15 protein-coding genes are annotated in these 20648 nt (G+C 37.1%); 8 read left to right on the top strand and 7 right to left on the bottom strand.

Annotated elements, in window-relative coordinates; all coding sequences use genetic code 11:
* The first annotated feature begins 450 nt into the window (after positions 1-450).
* Complete coding sequence (locus NY607_RS18505; protein WP_237900837.1) at positions 451-1359, top strand: C40 family peptidase; 909 nt, start codon at positions 451-453, stop codon at positions 1357-1359.
* Positions 1360-1487: 128 nt separating this feature from the next.
* Here NY607_RS18505 and NY607_RS18510 read toward each other — a convergent pair whose 3' ends face one another.
* Entirely contained in the window at positions 1488-3017 is a 1530-nt protein-coding gene (locus tag NY607_RS18510) for a DHA2 family efflux MFS transporter permease subunit (protein ID WP_237900835.1), read from the bottom strand.
* Between the two features lie 1027 nt (positions 3018-4044).
* The gene (pdxR, locus tag NY607_RS18515; protein WP_259420131.1) at positions 4045-5475 is read right to left on the bottom strand and encodes a MocR-like pyridoxine biosynthesis transcription factor PdxR; all 1431 of its coding nucleotides are present in this window, start codon (positions 5473-5475) and stop codon (positions 4045-4047) included.
* A 352-nt stretch (positions 5476-5827) separates the two neighbouring features.
* Between pdxR and qoxA the strand changes: the two genes are divergently transcribed.
* Genes qoxA through qoxD form a run of 4 tightly spaced genes read left to right on the top strand, consistent with a single transcriptional unit; the run spans position 5828 to position 9567 of the window.
* Positions 5828-6718, top strand: a complete 891-nt coding sequence (gene qoxA, locus NY607_RS18520; RefSeq protein ID WP_237900833.1) for a cytochrome aa3 quinol oxidase subunit II — start codon at positions 5828-5830, stop codon at positions 6716-6718.
* A gap of 20 nt (positions 6719-6738) precedes the next feature.
* Positions 6739-8688, top strand: coding sequence for a cytochrome aa3 quinol oxidase subunit I (qoxB, locus tag NY607_RS18525; RefSeq protein ID WP_259420132.1), 1950 nt, complete (start codon positions 6739-6741; stop codon positions 8686-8688).
* The gene (qoxC, locus tag NY607_RS18530; protein WP_048392792.1) at positions 8685-9281 is read left to right on the top strand and encodes a cytochrome aa3 quinol oxidase subunit III; all 597 of its coding nucleotides are present in this window, start codon (positions 8685-8687) and stop codon (positions 9279-9281) included. The genes qoxB and qoxC overlap by 4 nt, the downstream gene beginning before the upstream one ends.
* 1 nt (position 9282) lies before the next feature.
* Entirely contained in the window at positions 9283-9567 is a 285-nt protein-coding gene (qoxD, locus tag NY607_RS18535) for a cytochrome aa3 quinol oxidase subunit IV (protein WP_036079092.1), read from the top strand.
* Between the two features lie 384 nt (positions 9568-9951).
* Here the strand turns inward: qoxD and NY607_RS18540 are convergent, their stop codons facing one another.
* A complete protein-coding gene (locus tag NY607_RS18540) occupies positions 9952-10506 on the bottom strand; it encodes a helix-turn-helix domain-containing protein (RefSeq protein ID WP_131520223.1) in 555 nt (184 codons plus the stop codon).
* Between the two features lie 133 nt (positions 10507-10639).
* Between NY607_RS18540 and NY607_RS18545 the strand changes: the two genes are divergently transcribed.
* Both NY607_RS18545 and NY607_RS18550 read left to right on the top strand, forming a co-directional pair.
* Positions 10640-11848 carry an MFS transporter gene (locus tag NY607_RS18545; RefSeq protein ID WP_237900831.1) on the top strand — a complete coding sequence of 403 codons (1209 nt, stop codon included), beginning with the start codon at positions 10640-10642 and terminating at the stop codon, positions 11846-11848.
* A 166-nt stretch (positions 11849-12014) separates the two neighbouring features.
* The gene (locus NY607_RS18550; RefSeq protein WP_259420133.1) at positions 12015-12878 is read left to right on the top strand and encodes a PhzF family phenazine biosynthesis protein; all 864 of its coding nucleotides are present in this window, start codon (positions 12015-12017) and stop codon (positions 12876-12878) included.
* A 252-nt stretch (positions 12879-13130) separates the two neighbouring features.
* Here the strand turns inward: NY607_RS18550 and argH are convergent, their stop codons facing one another.
* From argH to NY607_RS18570, 4 genes are all read right to left on the bottom strand, one after another.
* On the bottom strand, positions 13131-14453 hold the full coding sequence (argH, locus tag NY607_RS18555) for an argininosuccinate lyase (protein WP_237900827.1): 1323 nt from the start codon (positions 14451-14453) through the stop codon (positions 13131-13133).
* 29 nt (positions 14454-14482) lie between these two features.
* On the bottom strand, positions 14483-16054 hold the full coding sequence (locus tag NY607_RS18560; RefSeq protein ID WP_237900825.1) for an APC family permease: 1572 nt from the start codon (positions 16052-16054) through the stop codon (positions 14483-14485).
* 292 nt (positions 16055-16346) lie between these two features.
* Positions 16347-17642 (bottom strand): helix-turn-helix domain-containing protein, encoded by a 1296-nt coding sequence (locus NY607_RS18565; RefSeq protein ID WP_237900824.1) that lies wholly within the window; start codon positions 17640-17642, stop codon positions 16347-16349.
* A 184-nt stretch (positions 17643-17826) separates the two neighbouring features.
* A complete protein-coding gene (locus NY607_RS18570; RefSeq protein ID WP_237900822.1) occupies positions 17827-18708 on the bottom strand; it encodes a GNAT family N-acetyltransferase in 882 nt (293 codons plus the stop codon).
* A gap of 418 nt (positions 18709-19126) precedes the next feature.
* On the opposite strand from NY607_RS18570, the gene NY607_RS18575 reads away from it, so the two are divergent.
* Complete coding sequence (locus tag NY607_RS18575; RefSeq protein ID WP_237900820.1) at positions 19127-20641, top strand: spore germination protein; 1515 nt, start codon at positions 19127-19129, stop codon at positions 20639-20641.
* Positions 20642-20648: the final 7 nt, after the last annotated feature.

The raw sequence follows: 20648 nt of genomic DNA on the forward strand, positions 1-20648 counted from the left end.
TACTTATTTTATTATAGTTTAACTTATCCATTGCTCAAAAACATAAAGTAAGGCTAACTTTTCCTATCTAACAGTAAACGACTTTGCAGTTACGGGAGCTACCTAAAAGCAGAATTTTCTACCACTATCCTTAGTGTCATAACGTAGTATCACCTAAAAATAATAATGTTTAAATAACCGTTATGATGGAAAGCCACTAGTACAATAACGATTTTTCAATTGGATAAAACGTTTAAATTAACACTTATGTCCCTGTAAATCCATTAATTTCATATATTTTTAGTAAAATTGCCCATTATTATTGCAAAAGTTTTACACAATTAAAATTAAGGTTTCAATTTTGGTGATTAGGGGTAATTGGTAATATTATTGAAAAATAACTCTGCCCTATTTCATGCTATTCTTACTTTAGTTCAAAGGCGAAAGCTTTTTGAGAGGAGTAAGATTGATTTGAAGAAAAAATGGTTACTACCCATTTTCGCATCGTTTATGTTCTTTACAGGTATGGGTATTCATGATGCGAAAGCGGCAACAATAGCAGATATAACAAATACAGCCAAAGCATATATAGGAGCTCCTTATAAATATGGAGGAACGGATATTAAGACAGGTGTGGATTGCTCAGCATATACACAATTAGTTTTTTCTAAGCTAGGCGTTTCATTAGAGCGTACATCTAAAGCTCAATACCAACAAGGTACTTCGATCGCAAAAGACAATTTAAAAACGGGTGATCTCGTATTTTTTAATACATCTGGAAGCGGTGTTTCACACGTTGGTATATACATAGGTGACAATAATTTTATCTCAGCTACTACAAGTTCTGGGGTTAAGGTAGATACAGTGAATGACCCCTACTATTGGGGTTCACGTTATGTAGGGGCAAAACGTATTGCCAACTTCTCTGATTATGGAGAAGTAAAAGATGCGGAAATTGACTTTAGCATATATGCATCGCGTGGTGAGGTAGCTCTTCGATTAGCTAATAAATTACATTTAGATACGAGTAATACGAATTCAAGTTTCCCAGATATTTTGCCTTCGTCTAAATATGCAGGTGCTGCAGAGGCCCTTAAAAAAATTGGCGTTTTTACGGGTGATGATAATGGAAAGTTCAATCCTGGTTCTCCAATGACACGTGGACAACTATCTAAAGTCTTAGTGGAAGCATTTCATCTAACACAGCAAGGAACAGCTGAACAATTTATTGATGTTCCAGGCTCACATTGGGCAAATAATTATGTAGGGATCCTTGCTTCGAATAAAGTAACCGTAGGTAAAGGTGACGGCACATTCGGAGTAAACGACAATGTCACATTGGTCCAATTAGAAGCCTTTATCCAACGATTAGCTCAATAGCTACTAGAAAAGGTATTTCATCTATGGATGGAATGCCTTTTTTTATTCTTACTAGGTTTCCCCACCTCTATATAAAATTTCTTAAGAAAAAACGGGCGTTGCTAAACTGAAGCAACACCCGTCTACTATTATTCCTCTACCTGTTTTCCAGCAACTTCCCCACCTGTGTGATTATCATAGTTAGGCTTAACTCGCTTTATAAAGAAGGCAAGTATGAGTGCGATGGCCGCAATCAATGTGGAAAGGAAGAACGTATAATTGATGCCATGCAGCATGGCTTCGTTTAAGATTTGCTGTTTTACTTCGCTGGCAGACTGTGTCGTAGCCTGTGCTGCATTGGCACTCATATTGTTCATCGCACCTGCAGCCAGTTCCTCTGCCTTGGCAGTTGTTTTATTGTTCATAATCGTAATCAGCACCGCAGAACCAATCGCACCAGAAACCTGTTGTAATGTGTTGTTCATAGCTGTACCGTGTGGATTATTGTGTGCTGGTAGCTGATTTAAACCATTTGTCATCACGGGCATCATTACCATAGACATCCCAAACATACGTAATGTATACAGCAGCACCAATGTAGAATAAGCTGTATCCATACTAATTTTACTGAAGTAATATGTCGTAACAATGGTAATGATCAAGCCAAATACAGCCAAGCTTCTTGCTCCGTATTTATCAAAGAGCTTCCCTGTAATCGGAGACATAATGCCCATCACAATGGCGCCAGGCAGCATGAGCAGACCTGAATCCATTGGTGAAATACCACGAATGGTTTGTACGTAAATAGGCATTAAAATCATAGCCGAGAACATCGCCACCGAAATAACGATGGAGATGGCTGAGGATAAGGCAAACATTGGATATTTGAAAATCCGAAACTCAAGCATGGGCTCATCCATTCGTAGCTGACGAAGGGTAAACGTAATTAAAGCAATTGTCCCAATAATAATAGTTCCATATACAAGGATATGATCCCATCCTTTTTCACCTGCGGAACTAAAGCCATAAAGCAAGCCGCCAAATCCAATGCTTGATAGAATAAGAGAAATCACATCGAGCTTAATGGCACGTTGTGGTGTCACATCCTTTAATTTAAAGGCTGCAAAAATTAAAGTTAAAATGGCAATTGGTAGCACAAGATCAAATAACATTCTCCAGCTATAATGCTCGATTATCCAACCAGAAAGCGTCGGCCCGATCGCTGGAGCTGTAATCATGACAAGACCGAACATCCCCATTGCAGCTCCTCGCTTTTCAACTGGAAATGCAGTTAGCATCACATTCATTAATAAAGGCATCATGATTGCTGAGCCTGCAGCTTGAATCATACGTGCTGCTAATAACACACCAAATGCAGGTGCAATACTAGCTAGAAATGTACCTAATGTAAACAGAGCCATCGCTGTAATAAATAATTTTTTATCTGTAAAGCGTTGAATGAAGAATGCGCTGGCAGGAATTAAAATACCGTTAATTAGCATATAGCCTGTTGAAAGCCATTGTACTGCAGTGGCTTTCACGTCGAATTCGTCCATAATGGCTGGTAGTGCAATGTTGAGTAAGGTCTCATTTAAAATAGCAACAAAGGCCCCGATAAATAAAATGGCAATCATGCCATAAGGCGCTTTTGTCTCAACTGAAATGGTTTTCTCTGACATATAGTATCAGTCCTACTTTCTTTATCTTTTTCAATTTCATTCACATGTTTAGGAAGCCATTTGATTGTCTCAAACAATGGAGCTTCTTCGTGTGTTTGTTCCCCCAATCTACAATCTGCTGTTTTGCCCCTGCTGATTTCATCGCAACCACCCCTCAAAAAAATAAAAATTAAAATTGTTGACGACACAATAGATTGTATTGTATAATTAAAATAGGGATAATACGCGGTATAATAATTATACAGTGTCTATCTCTATAAATTTATCACAAGACTATACATATTTCAATGTATTTCTCATAAATTTTTTCCCAAAAAGTCGAGCCCTGAACTACAGGAATGCGACTTTTTTTGTTGTCGTTATTTTTTAAATAATCCTTCCCTTGTGTTAATTCATAATGTAGTGGCGGCTTCTTGTAAGTGTAGCGGCGATTATGCAAAACACTAATGATAGCTCCACCAAATTGTCTTCTTGCACTACTCAACTACTTTTAATGAAAAAAAGCAGCCACCTAGCATCGATAGAATATCGAGACTAAGTGGCTGGATGGTGTTTTTTTAACTAAGATTTAAGTGTCCGTATAGTAGGGTGCCTATTTCCCCCTATACCTTTGTGGGAATTAAAATATAATAAGGTGTGACTGCCTTGATGTTTTCTCATCAGCAGCCTAAAGCTAACGATTGAGACTGTTTGAACAGGTAAAACTGAGAAAACCAACGATACTTGTTGTGAATTTTTTAAATCTCTTGATTAAAGTGTTTGCCTATTTTTATAGCGAATCAAGTGAACTACCTCTTCACTGATATCTTTCTCATGCTACTAATAGGTTTGTCCTATCACCTTCCAGATCATAAAAAATTTCATTACTTGTGTGAATAATTGTGAATCCATCCACACTGCCATGATAGTAGTTAGCCTTGATGGATAGTTGTTATCCATGACTCTATCTTAAATACTTTCTAGCGAATTTAAACCATCCACTTAAGCACTTTCTCAGCCATCCACTTGGCTATAATTTACAAAATTACTAGAAGCTATTTAGAGCTTGTGCAAACCTTTTAATCCCCTCATTGATTGAATGAACATCCTCCCTCGCATAAGTGAAGCGTACAAAACCCTTTTTGGAGCCCATCGTAGATCCAGGAACATAAATGACGCCTCGCTTAATGGATTCCTCAAGTAATTGCGTTTCGTTATATTCCTTGAGAACATGACACCATAAATGTATCCCACCTTGAGGAATGGAAAACGTCACTTCGTCCTTTAAATACATATCGAGACTCTGTACAATGGTATCTCGTCGTGTTTCTAATTCCTTCACTAAATGCTTCATATGCAAATTAAAATTAGGGGATTCTAAAAAATCATTGGCAATCCATTGCGTGAAACTAGAATGCCCAAAGTCAATTTGTTGCTTGGCATCGGATAGTCGTTCGATTACAGATGTAGGACCAACAATCCATCCTATTCGTAAGCCTGAGGCTACAATTTTGGACAAAGAGCTAATATATAAAACATTCCCGTTCTTATCGAGCGATTTAAGCGTAGGCATTTTATCCCCCGAAAAAGCTGTTAGGCTATAGGGGTCATCTTCTACTACTGGTATACCTAATTTAGAGGATATGTCTAGAATAGCTTCTCTTTTCTTTAAATCTAAGGAAGATCCCGTAGGATTATGAAAATCAGGATTTAGAAAAATCATTTTAATTCGATGTTTTTTATATAATACTTGCAAATCATCCGGGTTAATGCCATCCTTATTGACAGGAAGATAATGGATTTGTAAGCCTGCTGTTTTAAATATAGGCAGATTAAAGTTGTAAGAAGGATCTTCTATGGCGACTGCATCTCCAGGCTTTAACAGGCATTGGACAATCAAATGTAGGGCTTGCTGCGCTCCTGAAGTAATCAGTATGGAGGAAGGCTTTGTCTCAATTCCTCTGCTTTTTTTAATATGCCGTGAAAGAGTTGTCCGTAATATGTCACTCCCTAAAGGATGGTCATACCCAAGGCTACCGATAAATGAACGCGTTGCGGTAATTTCTCTCAAGGCGCCTTTGGGAAAAAGATCCTCTGATAATTCGCCAGTAGCTAGATTAATTAATTTATGTTCAATAGCCTCTTTTCTAATTTTCTGGGTAACAGGAAGGTTCGGTAAAAAGGAACCTGCCTCAATATAGCGATTCCAGCTAGGAATTCGTTTCCTCGTAATGCCCCAGATGTCTTTGCTAATGGTTGTGCCACTTCCACGATTTCGTTCAATCAGCCCCATTGCTTCCAATTCATCGTATGCATTAACTACCGTACTTCTGTTTACACTCAAAGCGTTTGCTAAATAGCGCTCAGATGGTAAGGGTTTATCGGGCGGGAATGTCCCATCTGCAATCCCCTTTTCAATGTATTCTGCGAGCTGCTTATAAATCGCTTTTTTTACTGTTCGATCAGGTTTCCAATCCATGTTTACTCACCTCAGTTATGCCTTATCCTTTCTTAACGCTAGTAAATAAGCTAAAAAGACAATCATACTATAACAATATTTGAAACTAACCATCCATTTCCTTATTACTTTTACCATCCACTTTCAATTTCAATCCATTCTAATTGATAAAAGCCCTTATTTGATGCGCATTTCCCTCTATAAAATTATACTGAAATTATTTTTCTCGTTTGAGAACATTCTGTGTTATCTTGGAAAACGCCTTGTCTTTCAAAAGAAGTCCCCCTATTATAAAAATCAATTGTGAATCGAATTCCATACAAACCCGTAGTAGCCTATAGCACTTCAATGAAACAGTTAAAGGGGTTTGTTTATGAAAAAAAGTTGGCTCAGATTAATTGGTCTTTCCACTATTGTCACTATGCTAACAGGCTGTGACCCATTGTTAGTATTAGATCCAAAAGGACCTCAAGCTCAAGTGCAAGCCAAAGATATTATGCTTTCGATAGGGATTATGTCCTTTATCGTACTCATTGTTTTTGTGTTGTTAGCTTATATGTTAGTGAAATTTCGTGCATCTAAGCAAAGCCCTGACTATAAGCCTCCCCACATTAAAGGGAGTACAAAGGTGGAAATCATTTGTGTAGGTATACCCGTTTTAATTGTAGCGTACCTATCCTTTATTTCTGTTGAAAGTAACTATAAGGTGGAATCTACACCAGAGAAATACAAACAGGAAGAGCCGTTAATCATTTATGCTTCAACATCGAACTGGAAATGGCATTTTAGCTATCCAGAGGAAGATATTGAAACGGTGAATTATTTGTATATTCCTGCAGAGCGTCCTATCGAATTTAAACTTTATTCTTACGGACCAATTACAAGTTTCTGGATTCCTCAACTGGGTGGTCAAAAATATGCAATGGCCGATATGGTGAATACATTGCATCTGGCTGCGGATCTACCTGGGGAGTATATGGGGAGAAATGCAAACTTTAATGGTAAAGGGTTCGCTGAAAATACGTTTAACGTAACAGCAGTGACTCAGGATGAGTTTGATGATTGGGTGAAGGAAGTAAAAGCAACAGCTGAACCATTAACAGAAGAAAAATTTAAGACGTTGCTAGAACCAGGACACGTTGGCCAATCAACCTACACTGGTACACATTTAACATTCCTGCCAGCCCCTGAGGGTGAGAATGGTGGACATCAGCATGGCACATCACACATTAAAGATCATGCTTCTCAACAAAACGATCATTAATTAAAAGGAGACATAGTCATATGGAGTACTTCGAACGATTTGCTATACCCCATCCAAGCCCAGCTATCTATGCATCGATGGTTGCGATTGGACTGACAGTGATAGCAATTATAGTTGGCTTAACCTACTTTAAAAAATGGGGCTACCTTTGGCGTGAATGGTTAACAACCGTTGATCATAAACGTATTGGTATTATGTATCTAATTTCTGCCCTTCTGATGCTTTTCCGTGGTGGAGCAGATGCGATTATGATGCGTGCCCAAATGGCTGTACCTGACAATACATTACTTGATGCGCAGCATTATAATGAAATCTTCACAACACATGGAACAGTCATGATTATTTTTATGGCCATGCCTTTTATTATGGCCTTTATGAATTATATTGTGCCCTTACAAATCGGTGCAAGAGACGTTGCTTTCCCGCGATTGAATGCATTAAGCTTTTGGCTATTTTTCATGGGGGCCATGCTACTAAATATATCCTTTGTTATAGGTGGCTCCCCTGATGCTGGCTGGACGAATTATTTCCCTCTAGCAAATAATGAATTTAGTCAATCTGTAGGAACAAACTATTATTTATTTGCCTTACAGATTTCAGGTCTTGGCACATTAATTACTGGTATTAATATGATTGTGACAATACTTAAAATGAGAGCACCAGGCATGACACTTATGAAAATGCCGATGTTTACGTGGTCTTCATTAGTAGCAAACGTGATTATCGTTTTTGCTTTTCCAGTTTTAACGGTAGCTTTAACGATGGGAACTTTTGACCGACTATTTGCTACTAATTTTTTCACAACATCCGATGGTGGTATGGATATGCTGTGGGCAAACTTTTTCTGGGTCTGGGGGCATCCTGAGGTTTATATCCTGATTTTACCTGCCTTTGGGATCTACAGTGAGATTATTTCTACTTTTTCAGGACGCAATCTCTATGGCTATAAATCAATGGTCGGCTCCATGGTAATCATTTCCTTCCTTTCGTTTTTAGTATGGACACATCATTTCTTTACGATGGGACAAGGTGCTTTAACAAATAGTATTTTCTCGATTACAACGATGGCCATTGCCGTCCCAACTGGGGTTAAAATTTTTAACTGGTTATTCACCCTTTGGAAAGGAAAAATTGTTTTCACAACGCCAATGCTTTACTCCATGTTATTTATTCCTACCTTTACAATAGGTGGCGTAACAGGTGTAATGCTTGGCATGTCAGCTGCCGACTATCAATACCATAACACAATGTTCTTGGTTGCCCACTTCCATATGGTGATTATTCCCGGCGTTGTCTTTGCAATGCTAGCTGGCTTACATTACTATTGGCCAAAAATGTTTGGCTTTATGTTGAATGAAAAAATCGGCAAGTGGACAGCTTGGATTATTGCTATCAGTACGTTGCTAGCCTTTATGCCAATGTTTGTCTCTGGCTTAGATGGACAAGCACGCCGTATGTACACTTATTCTGCCTCTACTGGTTTTGGGCTGTGGAATATGATTTCGTTTATCGGTGCAATTGGCTTAACAATTGGTTTTATCTTAATTGTTTACAATGTTATTTACAGTATTCGTTATTCACCAAGGAATGTTGGGTCGGATCCCTGGGACGCTCGCACATTAGAGTGGGCTACACCAAGCCCTGTGCCTTACTATAATTTTGCCAAGGTTCCACACGTGATTTCAACAGAAGCGTTATGGGATGCAAAATATCATCAGCATGATCTGTTCCCAGAGCTATATGAAAAGATTCATATGCCGAATAATAGCGGTGTGCCTTTCATATTAGGCTGTATTTTCTTTGCATGGGGCTTCTCCTTTGTTTTCGGTATGTGGATACCAACAATTCTCACAACCATTGGTATTTTTATATGCATGGCTCACCGTTCATTGGAAAAAGATCCAGGACACTATGTACCTGTCGAAAAAGTGAAAGCAACGGAATCGAAATTGCGAGGTAGTCAATCATGAAAATCGATCAATCACTTCCTTTAGAATATAGTACTCAGCAAAATCAATTGAATATATTAGGCTTCTGGGTGTTTATTGGTGCTGAAATTATGCTTTTCGGCACATTATTCGCAGGTTATTTTGTTTTAGTAGACCGTACTGGGAATGGTCCAACAGGAGCGGAGATTTTTGAAATTACACCTGTTTTATTTGAAACGTTTATTCTTTTAACAAGTAGCTTTACCATTGGCTTAGGTATACATGCTATGCGTAAGGGCTATACGAAAGCAATGATATGGTTTTATGTTTTGACATTAGTACTCGGTGTCGTATTTATTGGTTTTGAAGTTTACGAGTTTATGCACTATATTCATGTTGGTGCGAGCTTACAGACGAGTGCCTTTACGGCTGCCCTTTTAACAACATTAGGAACACATGGTGCACACGTTACCTTTGGGGTATTTTGGGGAATGTTCATCGTCTATCAGCTCATCCAACGTGGTTTAACACCAGAAACAGCCAATAAATCGTTTATCTTCTCTTTATACTGGCACTTTTTAGATGTGGTCTGGATTTTTATTTTCAGCTTCATTTACTTGAAAGGAATGGTGTAACATGAGTGATTTATTCCCGATGAAACAAGTCATGGGGTTTGGTGTGTCTATAATCCTTACGATCATTGCGGCATGTGTATATTTTTTCAATCTATCTTTTCCGATTACCATGACTATTTTATTAGTCACAGCATTTATTCAGGCAGGATTGCAGTTAGTTGTCTTTATGCATGCTGGTGAAACAAATGATAAACCAGCCATCTATACCAATATTTATTATGGCTTAATCATTGCGCTCGTGACCATTTTTGGAACATTATTATGTATGATTTGGGGTTATATCTAAATAGAAAAAAATCGTCCTTACTTAACTTAGTAAGGACGATTTTTGTATGGAAACGCATGATATATAGTCAAAAGACAATGAGGGTAAACAATTCTTTGAAATTTTCACCATCAAAGTAAGAGTCCACACTTTTATTTATTGTGATATCAAGTAATCATTGTTGAGATTAGTTGAATGGGATAAATATAGGATTGCCTTTATCAATGTATATTTTTATAACGCCAATTTTATCGATTTCCTCGTTTAAATGATTGGCGTGTAGCACATCTTCTAGAAGATTTTATTGATATTCATGAAAAAAATAAACATTGATGAAATCGATAATCAGAATTATTTTTTCCTCCCCAAAATAGGATCAACTTCTGCTTGATTATTGTTGAACAATCATGGGGTTGTATATGTTAAGGACAGCATTAAATGTACTTTTTCATCCGAGTGATTGATATACGTGTGAAGTTCTTCACCCTTGAATTTAATGACATCCCATTGGTTTAGCTGATGGGTTTTCTCTCCAACCTTTAGCTCCAATTGCCCATTTAATACAAGCACAATTTCCTCGGAGCCTGCTAGGTGACACTCGCTGTATTCACTATTCGGTTCAAGACGACCTCTAAACCATTCAGTCCCATTTGTTTTGAATAATGGATCAACAAACCAGTCGTTATTATGACCTGCGAATTGGTAGTCTGAGCCAAAACGATGAACCTCTATATTTTCTTCAAAAGATAGTAAAGCGACAAGCGGAATATTAAGCCCTCTACAAATTTTCCAAAGAATATTGACAGTCGGATTCGTTTCCCCTCGTTCAATTTTCCCTAACGTCAATTTACTAACATTGCTGACATTCGCCAGCTCCTCTAAACTCATTCTTTTGCTTTTTCGAATTTCCCGTAAATTTCCTCCAACTTGTCCAGATAAGTCGATATTTTCCTCCTGCATTCTGCGCACCCCTCCCATTGACTTTGTATAAATAGTATATTATAGTATACAAATCGATTAATTATAGTTTATTTTTAAATTTAAAAGTTAACTATAGTATATCAAATAATAACTAAAAGAGGTGTTTTCAGTGATGGCGAAATCAAAAAACTTTCCGATTATTTGGAGCGTTTTTTCTTTGTTTATACTATCTATGAATTTACGAGCTTCGATCACATCTATCTCGCCGGTATTGAAAAATATTCAAATGGATTTGCAGATGACAAGTGTTGTTGTAAGTTTATTAACAGCACTTCCCGTATTTTGTATGGGGATTTTTGCACCATTGGCTGGCAAGCTAAGTGAACGATGGGGTATCGAATGGACGATTGGGCTATCCGTTTTATTAATTGGTGTATCAACAGCTTTACGGTTAGTGGCAACTTTTCCTTTATTTTTATTAGTAACAGCTATTCTTAGTGGGATAGGTATTGCTATTACAGGTCCACTGATTTCAGGCTATATCAAAAAGGAATTTCCTAAATATTCTTCTACGATGATCGGTGTATATTCTGCGGGTATGGGAATTGGAGCGTCTTTAAGTGCTGGTTTAGTTGTACCTGCTATGCATGCTTTTCATCAATCCTGGAATGCAGCTTTAGCGATATGGTCGGTATTTGCTCTTATGGGGATCATTGTTTGGATTCCTATTATTAAAAAATCTAAGAAATCTCAAGAATCCATAGAGAAATCTGCAAGTCAAAAAAGTCGACTACCTTGGGGAAACCGATATGTTTGGCTCCTTATGGTCATGTTCGGTTTACAATCAGGCGTTTATTATTCCCTCGCGACATGGCTCGCTCCAAAAGTACAGGATATGGGATATAGTGACGCTTACGCCGCAACAACGGTCACTATTTTTTCTGTCATGCAAATGATTTGTAGCTTTATCATCCCCATCTTAATAAATAATAGTTTCAAGAGAAAGCCTTGGATGCTACTTTGTGCTTCAAGCTCCTTTATTGGCATTTTGATGTTAATTATGGGCGGCATCTCGCCAATTTTCTGTGCGACGTTGACAGGGATCGGTGCTGGTGGTTTATTCCCATTAGCAATGATTTTACCTTTAGATGCTACGACTACACCAAAAGAGGCAAGTGAATGGACAGCGATGATTCAATTCGGTGGCTATATCATTAGCGGCATCATTCCTATGCTTGTTGGTGTCATCAAAGATATGACGAATACATTTGACGTCGCCCTTTTCACCTTATTATTGATCATCATCATGATCATGGGTCTGACGTTAAAGGTTAAAACAAAGACGGAATCAGCTACTATTCGCGTTCTTCCTAGTAGATGAAGTAAGGCGTCTTTAAACCGTTTTTCAAACAGTAGACATTCTATTTTTGAAGATGTCAGATGCTAAAATAGTTTGTCTCTTGCTTTTTAGCAAATTTATCCAACAACATTTTTACGTAGTTCTTTTTATGCTACAATTCACTATAAATGAGGAAGGAAGATGTTTTATGAAAATATCCGTTTATGTTGCAAGTGCATTTAGCAAGGATCATCAAGGCGGGAATAAAGCAGGAGTGGTATTTAATGAGCATGAGCATACATTGACTACTACTCAAAAAATGGCGATAGCTAAAGAATTGGGCTATGCGGAAACTGCATTTATATCAGCATCTGAAATGGCTGATTATAAATTAGAGTATTTTACACCAAAAGAAGAGGTTGATTTATGTGGTCATGCCACAATTGGCGCTTTCACGATACTGATGCATTTAAATAAACTTTTCAAGGATCGCTATACAATTGAAACAAACAGCGGTGTTCTTACTATTACGATAAAAGATGACATCATTTTCATGGAACAAAACAAACCGATATTCTATGATATTATTTCTCCAAACGACTTTATCGATTGTTTTGACATAAAAGATATAGACAATAAATACCCAATACAAATTGTTTCCACTGGCTTAAAAGATATTTTAATTCCGATAACAAGCGAAACACAATTACATGCATTGCAACCTAATTTTGAAAAAATAAAAGAAATCAGCGAGTATTATCATGTTGTCGGGACGCATCTGTATACGTTTAATGACAATCGAATAATATGTAGAAATTTTGCTCCACTATACGACATCAATGAAGAAGCAGCGACTGGAACTTCTAACGGTGCATTAGCTTGCTACCTTTATGAACAGCACCACTTACAAAAGGAAGTCTATGTATTTGAACAAGGTTATTCTTTACACTCTCCTTCCGAAATATTAGTGAAATTAGCAACCAATAGCAAGAATGAAATAGAAAAAGTTTATGTTGGCGGCAAAGGCTATTACTGTGAAACAAAATATTTAAATGTAGAAGATATGGTGTGAACAAATAATTTCTCAACCTCAGACTGTAGATTTTTTGAACTTTAATTTAAAAATAGAAAAATAGATAAAAAGACAAACACATTTTTATAATTGAACAATGTGTTTGTCTTCAATTTCTGCTACCTTTTATGAGCTTGAGGGACATAACCGATTGTTTCCATTGCTCAAGTGGCACATCCTCAATGAATGCCTTGTCTTTTTTCCACCCTAGAACCCGTCATGCATTTCAACAAAGTCGTTTTCCCTGCTTCATTATAATAATAAACCTACTTTAATCCCCTTATTTAAAATATTTTGATAGTCAATATAGTCATAGATATCGTCATCGATAAACGAACTTAATTCTTTCAATTCATCCATTGTTAAATCTTCAATGGCTTTGTCATGATCTTCACAATAAATAACGATGGAACCCACGATGCTGTGTGCATCTCTGAACGCAACACCTTTGCTCACTAAATAATCAGCGACCTCTGTTGCATTCAGAAAACCTCCTTTGACTGCTTTTTTCATGTTTTCACTGTTCACCTTCATCGTAGCAATCATGTTGGACATAATTTGTAGACAAGATAATACGGTGTCCAATGCATCGAAAAATGGCTCCTTATCTTCTTGCATATCTTTATTGTAAGCAAGTGGTAAGCCCTTCATTGTTGTTAAGAGTGAAGTCAGTGAACCATATACACGTCCTGTTTTGCCTCGTATCAGCTCAGCGGCATCAGGGTTTTTCTTCTGTGGCATAATACTGCTGCCAGTAGAATAGGCATCATCAATCGTAATAAATCTAAACTCTTGACTACTCCACAAAATGAGCTCTTCACTTAATCTACTTAAATGCATCATAATGATTGAAAAATCTGACATTAACTCTAATAAATAGTCGCGATCACTTACGCCATCTAAGAAATTATCTACAGGCTTAGAGAAGCCTAGCTCATTAGCTGTCATCTCACGGTTAATCGCATGAGTAGTTCCTGCTAATGCTCCACATCCAAGCGGGCTTTCGTTCATAATTTCTATCGCTTTCACAATTCTTTTTTTATCGCGGTTTAACATATGATAATAAGCCATCAAATGATGTTGAAACGTTACAACCTGCGCACGTTGAAGATGTGTGTATCCTGGCATCATAACGTTATTGTCTTTTGCTTTTTGTTCTAAGCTCTGTTGTAACGCTTCAATTGAGGCAATCACCTCAAACGCCTTGTTTTTTGCATAAAGTCTAATATCTGTTGCTACTTGGTCATTACGACTTCTCGCTGTATGAAGTTTTTTCCCTGTGTCACCGATCCGTTGAGTCAAATTCGACTCTACGAAACTATGAATATCTTCATAATTTCCTTCAATTTGTAATGTGCCATTATCAATATCCTCTAAAATGGAAAGAAGTGCATTCTCAATATCTTGTCCTTCCCTCTCAGTCAATAAATTGCATTGTACTAGCATATGGACATGGGCAATACTGCCTTTAATATCTTCTTTGTAAAGTCTTTGATCCACCTTTAATGAACTATTAAAATCTTCCATTAATTTGTTTTCTTCTTTTCTAAAGCGACCGCCCCAAAGCTTCATCATTCATTCTCCTTCAATCAATCTATTAAACGTTATGATATTTCAGAAATGCTTTCCTGTAATTCCTCAATATTTCCTCTTTTACGCATATACCAGACACCATTGTAAACAGCAAAATAGTAAAAGGCTAAGCCAAATATAGCGACAATTACGGACATATAAGGGTCAGGAATGATACCTTTCCCACCGAAATTCCCTAAGAAAGACATCAATACAAGCATTAAAATATAAATAATAATGTAGATACCACCAAAAAATTCAACTGATTGGTGTTTTTGAATAAAGAAAATTACTAAATAACAAACAATACCTATTATTAATCCAGTAATGGCTAGCTGTACCTTACTCCAATTTGTCCAATAAATAAGCAGTGTGGCAAAAACGAATGCCATTGGCGCAATGAATTGCATACCAGGTAGCCCATTATTTTTTGTCAGACCTACTCTACGGAAAACCATAACCGTTACACATGCTGAAGCATATTTAAAAATACCGATAGCTCCTACAATCGCAACGATAGCTGTCCAGCTTTTCAGTGGGAATAAAAATAATAATCCTACTAGGAAATTGAGTGCCAGTGCACGTGTTGGAACACCGAATTTTTTATTAATTGTTCCAAAATAAGATGGTAGGAATCCACTTTTCGCCATACCAAATACATGTCTTGACGTACCAGCTGTATAAGTAAGAGCTGAACCTGTTGGCGAAACCATCGCATCAGCTGTAATAATCCAAGATAGCCAAACCATATTAGCCATCATGGCTAAATTAGCAAATGGTGAATCAAATTTAATGCCACTCCAACCATTCGCTAACATTTCTGTTGGAACTGCGCCGATAAATGTAATTTGAAGTAACACATATAATACTGCCGCAACACCTAATGATGTAATGAGGGCAAGTGGAATATTTCTTCTAGGGTTGACGACTTCCCCACTCATCATGATGACGTTACCAAACCCAGTATAAGCAAAAAATATTCCGGTTGTTAAAATGGCACTTAAACCAGCGCTATAGCCATTTGGTGCAAATCCTTGGCTTGAAAAATTCTCTGGATGAAAGCCTGTCATAAAAAATGCAATGATCGTTAGTACAGGGACTACAAACTTAATGGTTGTAATGATATTGTTCGTGACTGCGAATAATTTCACCCCAAAATAATTGAAAACAACAAAGAATATCATTAAAACCATCGCTGCAAGAATACCTGATGTTGTTAGTTGTTCTTTTGCTACATCATATAACCCTGGCCAAAACTGATTGGCATATTGAATAACACCTGATGATTCTACGGGAGCTGTAGCACAATAGCCAAACCAGATTGAATAACTAGTAACGGTAGCAAGCATTTTTCCGTGAGAATAAAGCGGATATCTTGCTAGGCCTCCTGTTTCAGGTTTTACTCTTCCTAATTCAGCATAAACAAGCGCTATGAGTGTGATAACAAACGCACCAATAATCCAAGAAAGTATGGCTGCCGGGCCTGCTAATTTAGCAGCTACCCATGGTCCAAAGAGCCAACTAGATCCTATTATTCCCCCTAGAGATAATGTTGTAAGTGACCAAAACCCCATTTTCTTTTTCAAATATTGTTCTTGACTCATGAATGTTCCCCTCTCTGAAAAGAGAATATTGGTATGACCCTTTTAATTTGGACGCTTCAATAAAATGACGTTTTGACAGAAAAAATTTACATATTTTACTCTGCAGTGCAATGTAGTGTAGGTGACTAATATAGATTGTGCTCCTTTCTAGATGATGAAACATTGCACACATTTTTCATGCACCATTAATTAAAGGTTATTAAAAGGTGTTTACCTTAAAATGATTTTATTTTAATCGTTTGAATTTTTCAACACTTTTTTACAAAAAAAAATAACCATCTCACTTAGATGGTTATTTCAAACGATAAATTTTACTTGGTCGTCCTCTGGATATTTGTGCGTCTTTCCCTGTGTATTCGACGAGATCAACCTCACATAAACTGGCTAAAATGCGTCTAGCATTACTTTCATCCCAATAGAGATGTGCTGCTAAATCTTTAATGGTGAATTCCTGCCAATTCATTTTTTTAATAAGCGTGTATAATTTACTGTAATTTTTTAAACTAATTTTGGCTTTTTTTAATTTCTCTAATAAAATGTCATCATTAATACGGTATGAAAAGCTCACTTCATCTTCTTCACCAGCCGATTCAGTTATCGTTCCATTTTCTTGGACAATCACGATTGGTTGCTCCGATTTTTCCTTTGAGAGCTGGATGGCTCGCTGTGCATTGATTTCCGCAGAATGAACGGTTACCCCATAGCCAATTCCGACAGTGACTGTTGTATGGGATTCATGTGATAGCTGATAGATGGTATCCTGTAAATCCTTGATTTTACGTTCAATGGCTCCTCTCGAACTAAAAATGATATAGCGACCATTTCCTTTTTCTAACAAGGAGCCATCTAGTTGCTCACAAAATCGCAATAACGTTTCCTTCAATTTTAATTCTAAATACTGTAAATGATAGGAGCTCTTCGCTTTTTCAGAGATTTTATCAAAATGTTCGATTTCGATAATTTGCACACCGATCTGTGTATCCTTAAAATAGAAGGCTCTGAGTTTTTCTTCCAGTATTCGTAATGTTTGGCGGATTTCCATGTCTGTAGTGGAAATGTGATAAGCAGGGACACCTGCCTCTTTCAGCCCGCGATAAACAGCTTCAAAGCAGGTCAAAGCACCTGCTGTTTTTTGTTGATTCCATAAGTCGATATGAAAATCCATTAATTCTTTTGTACTGGTATTTACATCAAAGGTTTTCACATAGATTTCTTTAGGCGCAAAATCTAGCTGTTTGACGGCTTGCTCCAAGTGTGAAGTCGTGATTTCATCAATGCTTACCTTGTTCAAAAATTCTCCCTGATAAAAGCCCATATGCAATAGACATTTATAAATGCCGGATTCAGTATGTTGAATATAAACTAAGTTTTCACCTGATTGTAACGTATTTTTCGCAACCATATACGAAATTTGGCCAGAAAAAAACCATGCATCAACAGCGTGATGATTATCCTTTACGATATTTACGGTTTCATGAAAATCATGATAGGGAAATGCGACGAACTTCATAGTCATTTCGTATTCTTTGCCTAATTGAATGATGCGCTCTACAGATGAATTAGGGCCAATGACTCCAACTGTATACATTTTTTCCTCCTAGTAAAATTTCTTTATATATACCATTCTATAGAGAATTGCCCAATATTTATAGTGTCAATTAAAAAAGTCTGTTTTGGTAAAGGACAAGGGGACAGGAGTCGCTCACATTTTATTCAAAAGCGCGCTCATTCTTTAATTCACAACGCTCCGAGACAGCCTTCTGAAACCCAACCTAGCAATGGGATGTTAAAGGAAACATAAAGTGCCCTTGTAAGAAGGGTTTTTTCGAGAGAATGAATAAGGCATCGTCATCATTTGTGGCGATGCTGGCTGTCATACCTTCGATTGTAAAGTCAGGTGTAAAATAGAATACTACTTTTTTTGTTGTATCCTTAATAATGCTTGCTAATACAGTCTCTGCATTGGTTGCCTGTAAAGAGATGATATCATAAATATTTAATACCCCTTCCTCCTCCTCCATTAATACTATTGTGTCAAATTCTTCTAAATAGTAAATAGCATGAGGGAAAACTAACGTAAAATAAAACATTAATAAGCTTTCATTTTCCTCAACAGCAATCATACTAGAATGGATATAACGATTTTTTGCATACTCTTCAAGAAGTGCTAGATCCTGCTCAATTGTCAGCTGTTGGACGCTAGTCTGCTTTGGTTGAATAGGTCTGGTGAAAAGATCTAAGCTGTATTCACTTTCATGAATTCGTGTAAAGCCAAACTTCGGATAAAAATCAAGTACTGTTTCATTGGCAAAGAGATACATGAAATCACAGGCACCTTCGTACTCTTTCATGATATGCAGCATCAACTGCTTTGCCAAGCCTTGATGACGATAATATTCATCCGTCATCACTGTACCGATCTGAATTCCCTTTAATCGCTCGCCATTTATGTGAATCGACATCTTATAAATAGAAGCATTCGCAATTACTTTTCCTGCTTGTACAAATGAGTAAGGAATATATTGGTCATTCCAATAGCCTTTGTTATACCAGCCTCGAAAGTCCAAACCAAAAGTTTTCATTGCTAAATCATTAAAACTTGCCTTTAATTTTTCATTGTGGCGATAATCACTAACTAATTCATATTTTGCCACGTCTATTCCCTCCTATTTTATGTTTTAATCGCTAATTTTTGTGGGAATCATCACCTCCTAAAAACAGAAAAAGACCCTATGAGAACAAGCTCATAGAGTCCTTTGTTATATAAAATATAACTGTGGATTAGACATCATTATGCTTCTCTTTTATCGCAAAAGGGCATTACTAAATAGACCCTATAATTTTTAAAAAAATTATAGAATAACCCCTTTATTAAATTCATGGAATTTAATTTGCGATAATTAGTTTTAGCATAAAAAAGCTAATCTCCCTTCTGTTTTTAAGATTACTATTATATTACCGTTATTTGTTAGATATGTCTACATGATGAAAATAACTAAAATAAGTATAGAATGCCCCTTTAAAGCCTATTCTATAAACGAAGTTAGCAATGAAGGGAGCCTACCATTTACTATGAAATTTAAACTACCTTTCAACAAACAACAACCAGTTCAAGAGGCACCTAAAGAAAATCTTGTGAGAGTTGCACATGCCACAGATCATTTTATTCAATCGATTAAAAATGCGACGAATCATCCAGCCGATTTAATCATTAAATCTCTTCCACCAAACGTCACCCTTATTTACATCGATAATTTGATCGATGATCAGACTTTAAATAATGATATTATTGCTAATTTACAGAGCAAGCCTCACGATACACCCGAGGCAATTGAGATGGCCCTTTCTATTGCAGAAGTCAGTCAATCCAGTCTACTAAGGGAAACCGTAGAATTGATGGTCAATGGTCATGTTGTGATACACATAGAAGGTTTCCCACAGACTATTTTAGCCAATATCGCTAGCAGAGAGTCTAGAGCATTGTCAGCGCCTGAAAATGAATCGCAGGTAATTGGGACACAGGTTGGATTTAATGAGAGTCTATCTACCAATATTTCCTTGATTCGTCGCTACATAGTGAGTCCTAATCTTTGTAATGAAAAAGTAAAAATTGGGACACGGACAAGCACCTCTGTCTCTCTTTTATATATGCGTGGCATTGCTAATGAACAAATGGTTCAAACAATGCGTCAACGAATCACAGATCTTTATATCGATGAGCTTATCGATAGTGCCGTATTAGCTGAAATGATTGATGATAATTCACTATCTGTCTTTCCACAAATGCTTTTGACGGAAAGACCTGACAGATTTTGTGATGGGATTTTAGATGGGAAAATTGGGGTTCTCGTAGATGGTAGTTCAATGGCTATCGTTTCCCCTCAAGGATTTACTGAGTTTTTTCAAAGTCAAGAAGATCAAAATTTAAGATGGCAAATTGCTACTTTTCTTCGTTTATTACGACTGGCTGCCTTCTTTTTATCTGTTTATTTAACACCATTTTATGTGGCAGCTCTTACCTTTCATTATGAAGTGATTCCACAAGCCTTTCTCGTACCATTAAGTGAATCAAGGGCTTTAGTTCCTTTCCCGCCCATATTTGAGGCTTTGCTGCTGGAATTTATTATTGAACTACTGAGAGAAGCAGGAGCCAGATTACCAACTAAAATTGGACAAACAATCGGTATTGTTGGTGGTATCGTGATTGGAACAGCAGCTGTACAGGCAGGGATTACCAGTAATATATTGCTGATTATCATTGCGTTAAGTGCCCTAGCCTCTTTTACGTCGCCAAGTTATATGATGGGCAATGTGATTCGTCTTATTCGCTTCCCTATTATTATACTTGCAGGATTTTGGGGTTTTTATGGTATCATGTTGGCTTTTTGTTTTATTCTGATTCATTTGTTACGTCAGTCAAGCTTGGGTGCTCCGTATATGTCTCCCTTCTATCCACCGAGGTTGAAGGAAATGCGGGATAGTATTATTAGAATGCCTGTCCCATTAACATCAAAAAGACCTGCTTTGACAAGACCAAAGGATGAACATAAATTTGTCCCAGAGCCAGTGAAACCTGATAAAAGTTGAACTGAAG

Origin of the sequence: Lysinibacillus sp. A4, assembly GCF_024919535.1 — a bacterium.
GTDB lineage: Bacteria > Bacillota > Bacilli > Bacillales_A > Planococcaceae > Lysinibacillus > Lysinibacillus capsici.

Excerpts from the sequence above, each read along its gene's own strand:
- NY607_RS18510 (WP_237900835.1), bottom strand. The coding sequence starts at position 3,017 with ATGTCAGAGAAAACCATTTCAGTTGAGACAAAAGCGCCTTATGGCATG.
- pdxR (WP_259420131.1), bottom strand. The coding sequence starts at position 5,475 with ATGGATTGGAAACCTGATCGAACAGTAAAAAAAGCGATTTATAAGCAG.
- qoxA (WP_237900833.1), top strand. The coding sequence starts at position 5,828 with ATGAAAAAAAGTTGGCTCAGATTAATTGGTCTTTCCACTATTGTCACT.
- qoxB (WP_259420132.1), top strand. The coding sequence starts at position 6,739 with ATGGAGTACTTCGAACGATTTGCTATACCCCATCCAAGCCCAGCTATC.
- qoxC (WP_048392792.1), top strand. The coding sequence starts at position 8,685 with ATGAAAATCGATCAATCACTTCCTTTAGAATATAGTACTCAGCAAAAT.
- qoxD (WP_036079092.1), top strand. The coding sequence starts at position 9,283 with ATGAGTGATTTATTCCCGATGAAACAAGTCATGGGGTTTGGTGTGTCT.
- NY607_RS18540 (WP_131520223.1), bottom strand. The coding sequence starts at position 10,506 with ATGCAGGAGGAAAATATCGACTTATCTGGACAAGTTGGAGGAAATTTA.
- NY607_RS18545 (WP_237900831.1), top strand. The coding sequence starts at position 10,640 with ATGGCGAAATCAAAAAACTTTCCGATTATTTGGAGCGTTTTTTCTTTG.
- NY607_RS18550 (WP_259420133.1), top strand. The coding sequence starts at position 12,015 with ATGAAAATATCCGTTTATGTTGCAAGTGCATTTAGCAAGGATCATCAA.
- argH (WP_237900827.1), bottom strand. The coding sequence starts at position 14,453 with ATGATGAAGCTTTGGGGCGGTCGCTTTAGAAAAGAAGAAAACAAATTA.
- NY607_RS18560 (WP_237900825.1), bottom strand. The coding sequence starts at position 16,054 with ATGAGTCAAGAACAATATTTGAAAAAGAAAATGGGGTTTTGGTCACTT.
- NY607_RS18565 (WP_237900824.1), bottom strand. The coding sequence starts at position 17,642 with ATGTATACAGTTGGAGTCATTGGCCCTAATTCATCTGTAGAGCGCATC.
- NY607_RS18575 (WP_237900820.1), top strand. The coding sequence starts at position 19,127 with ATGAAATTTAAACTACCTTTCAACAAACAACAACCAGTTCAAGAGGCA.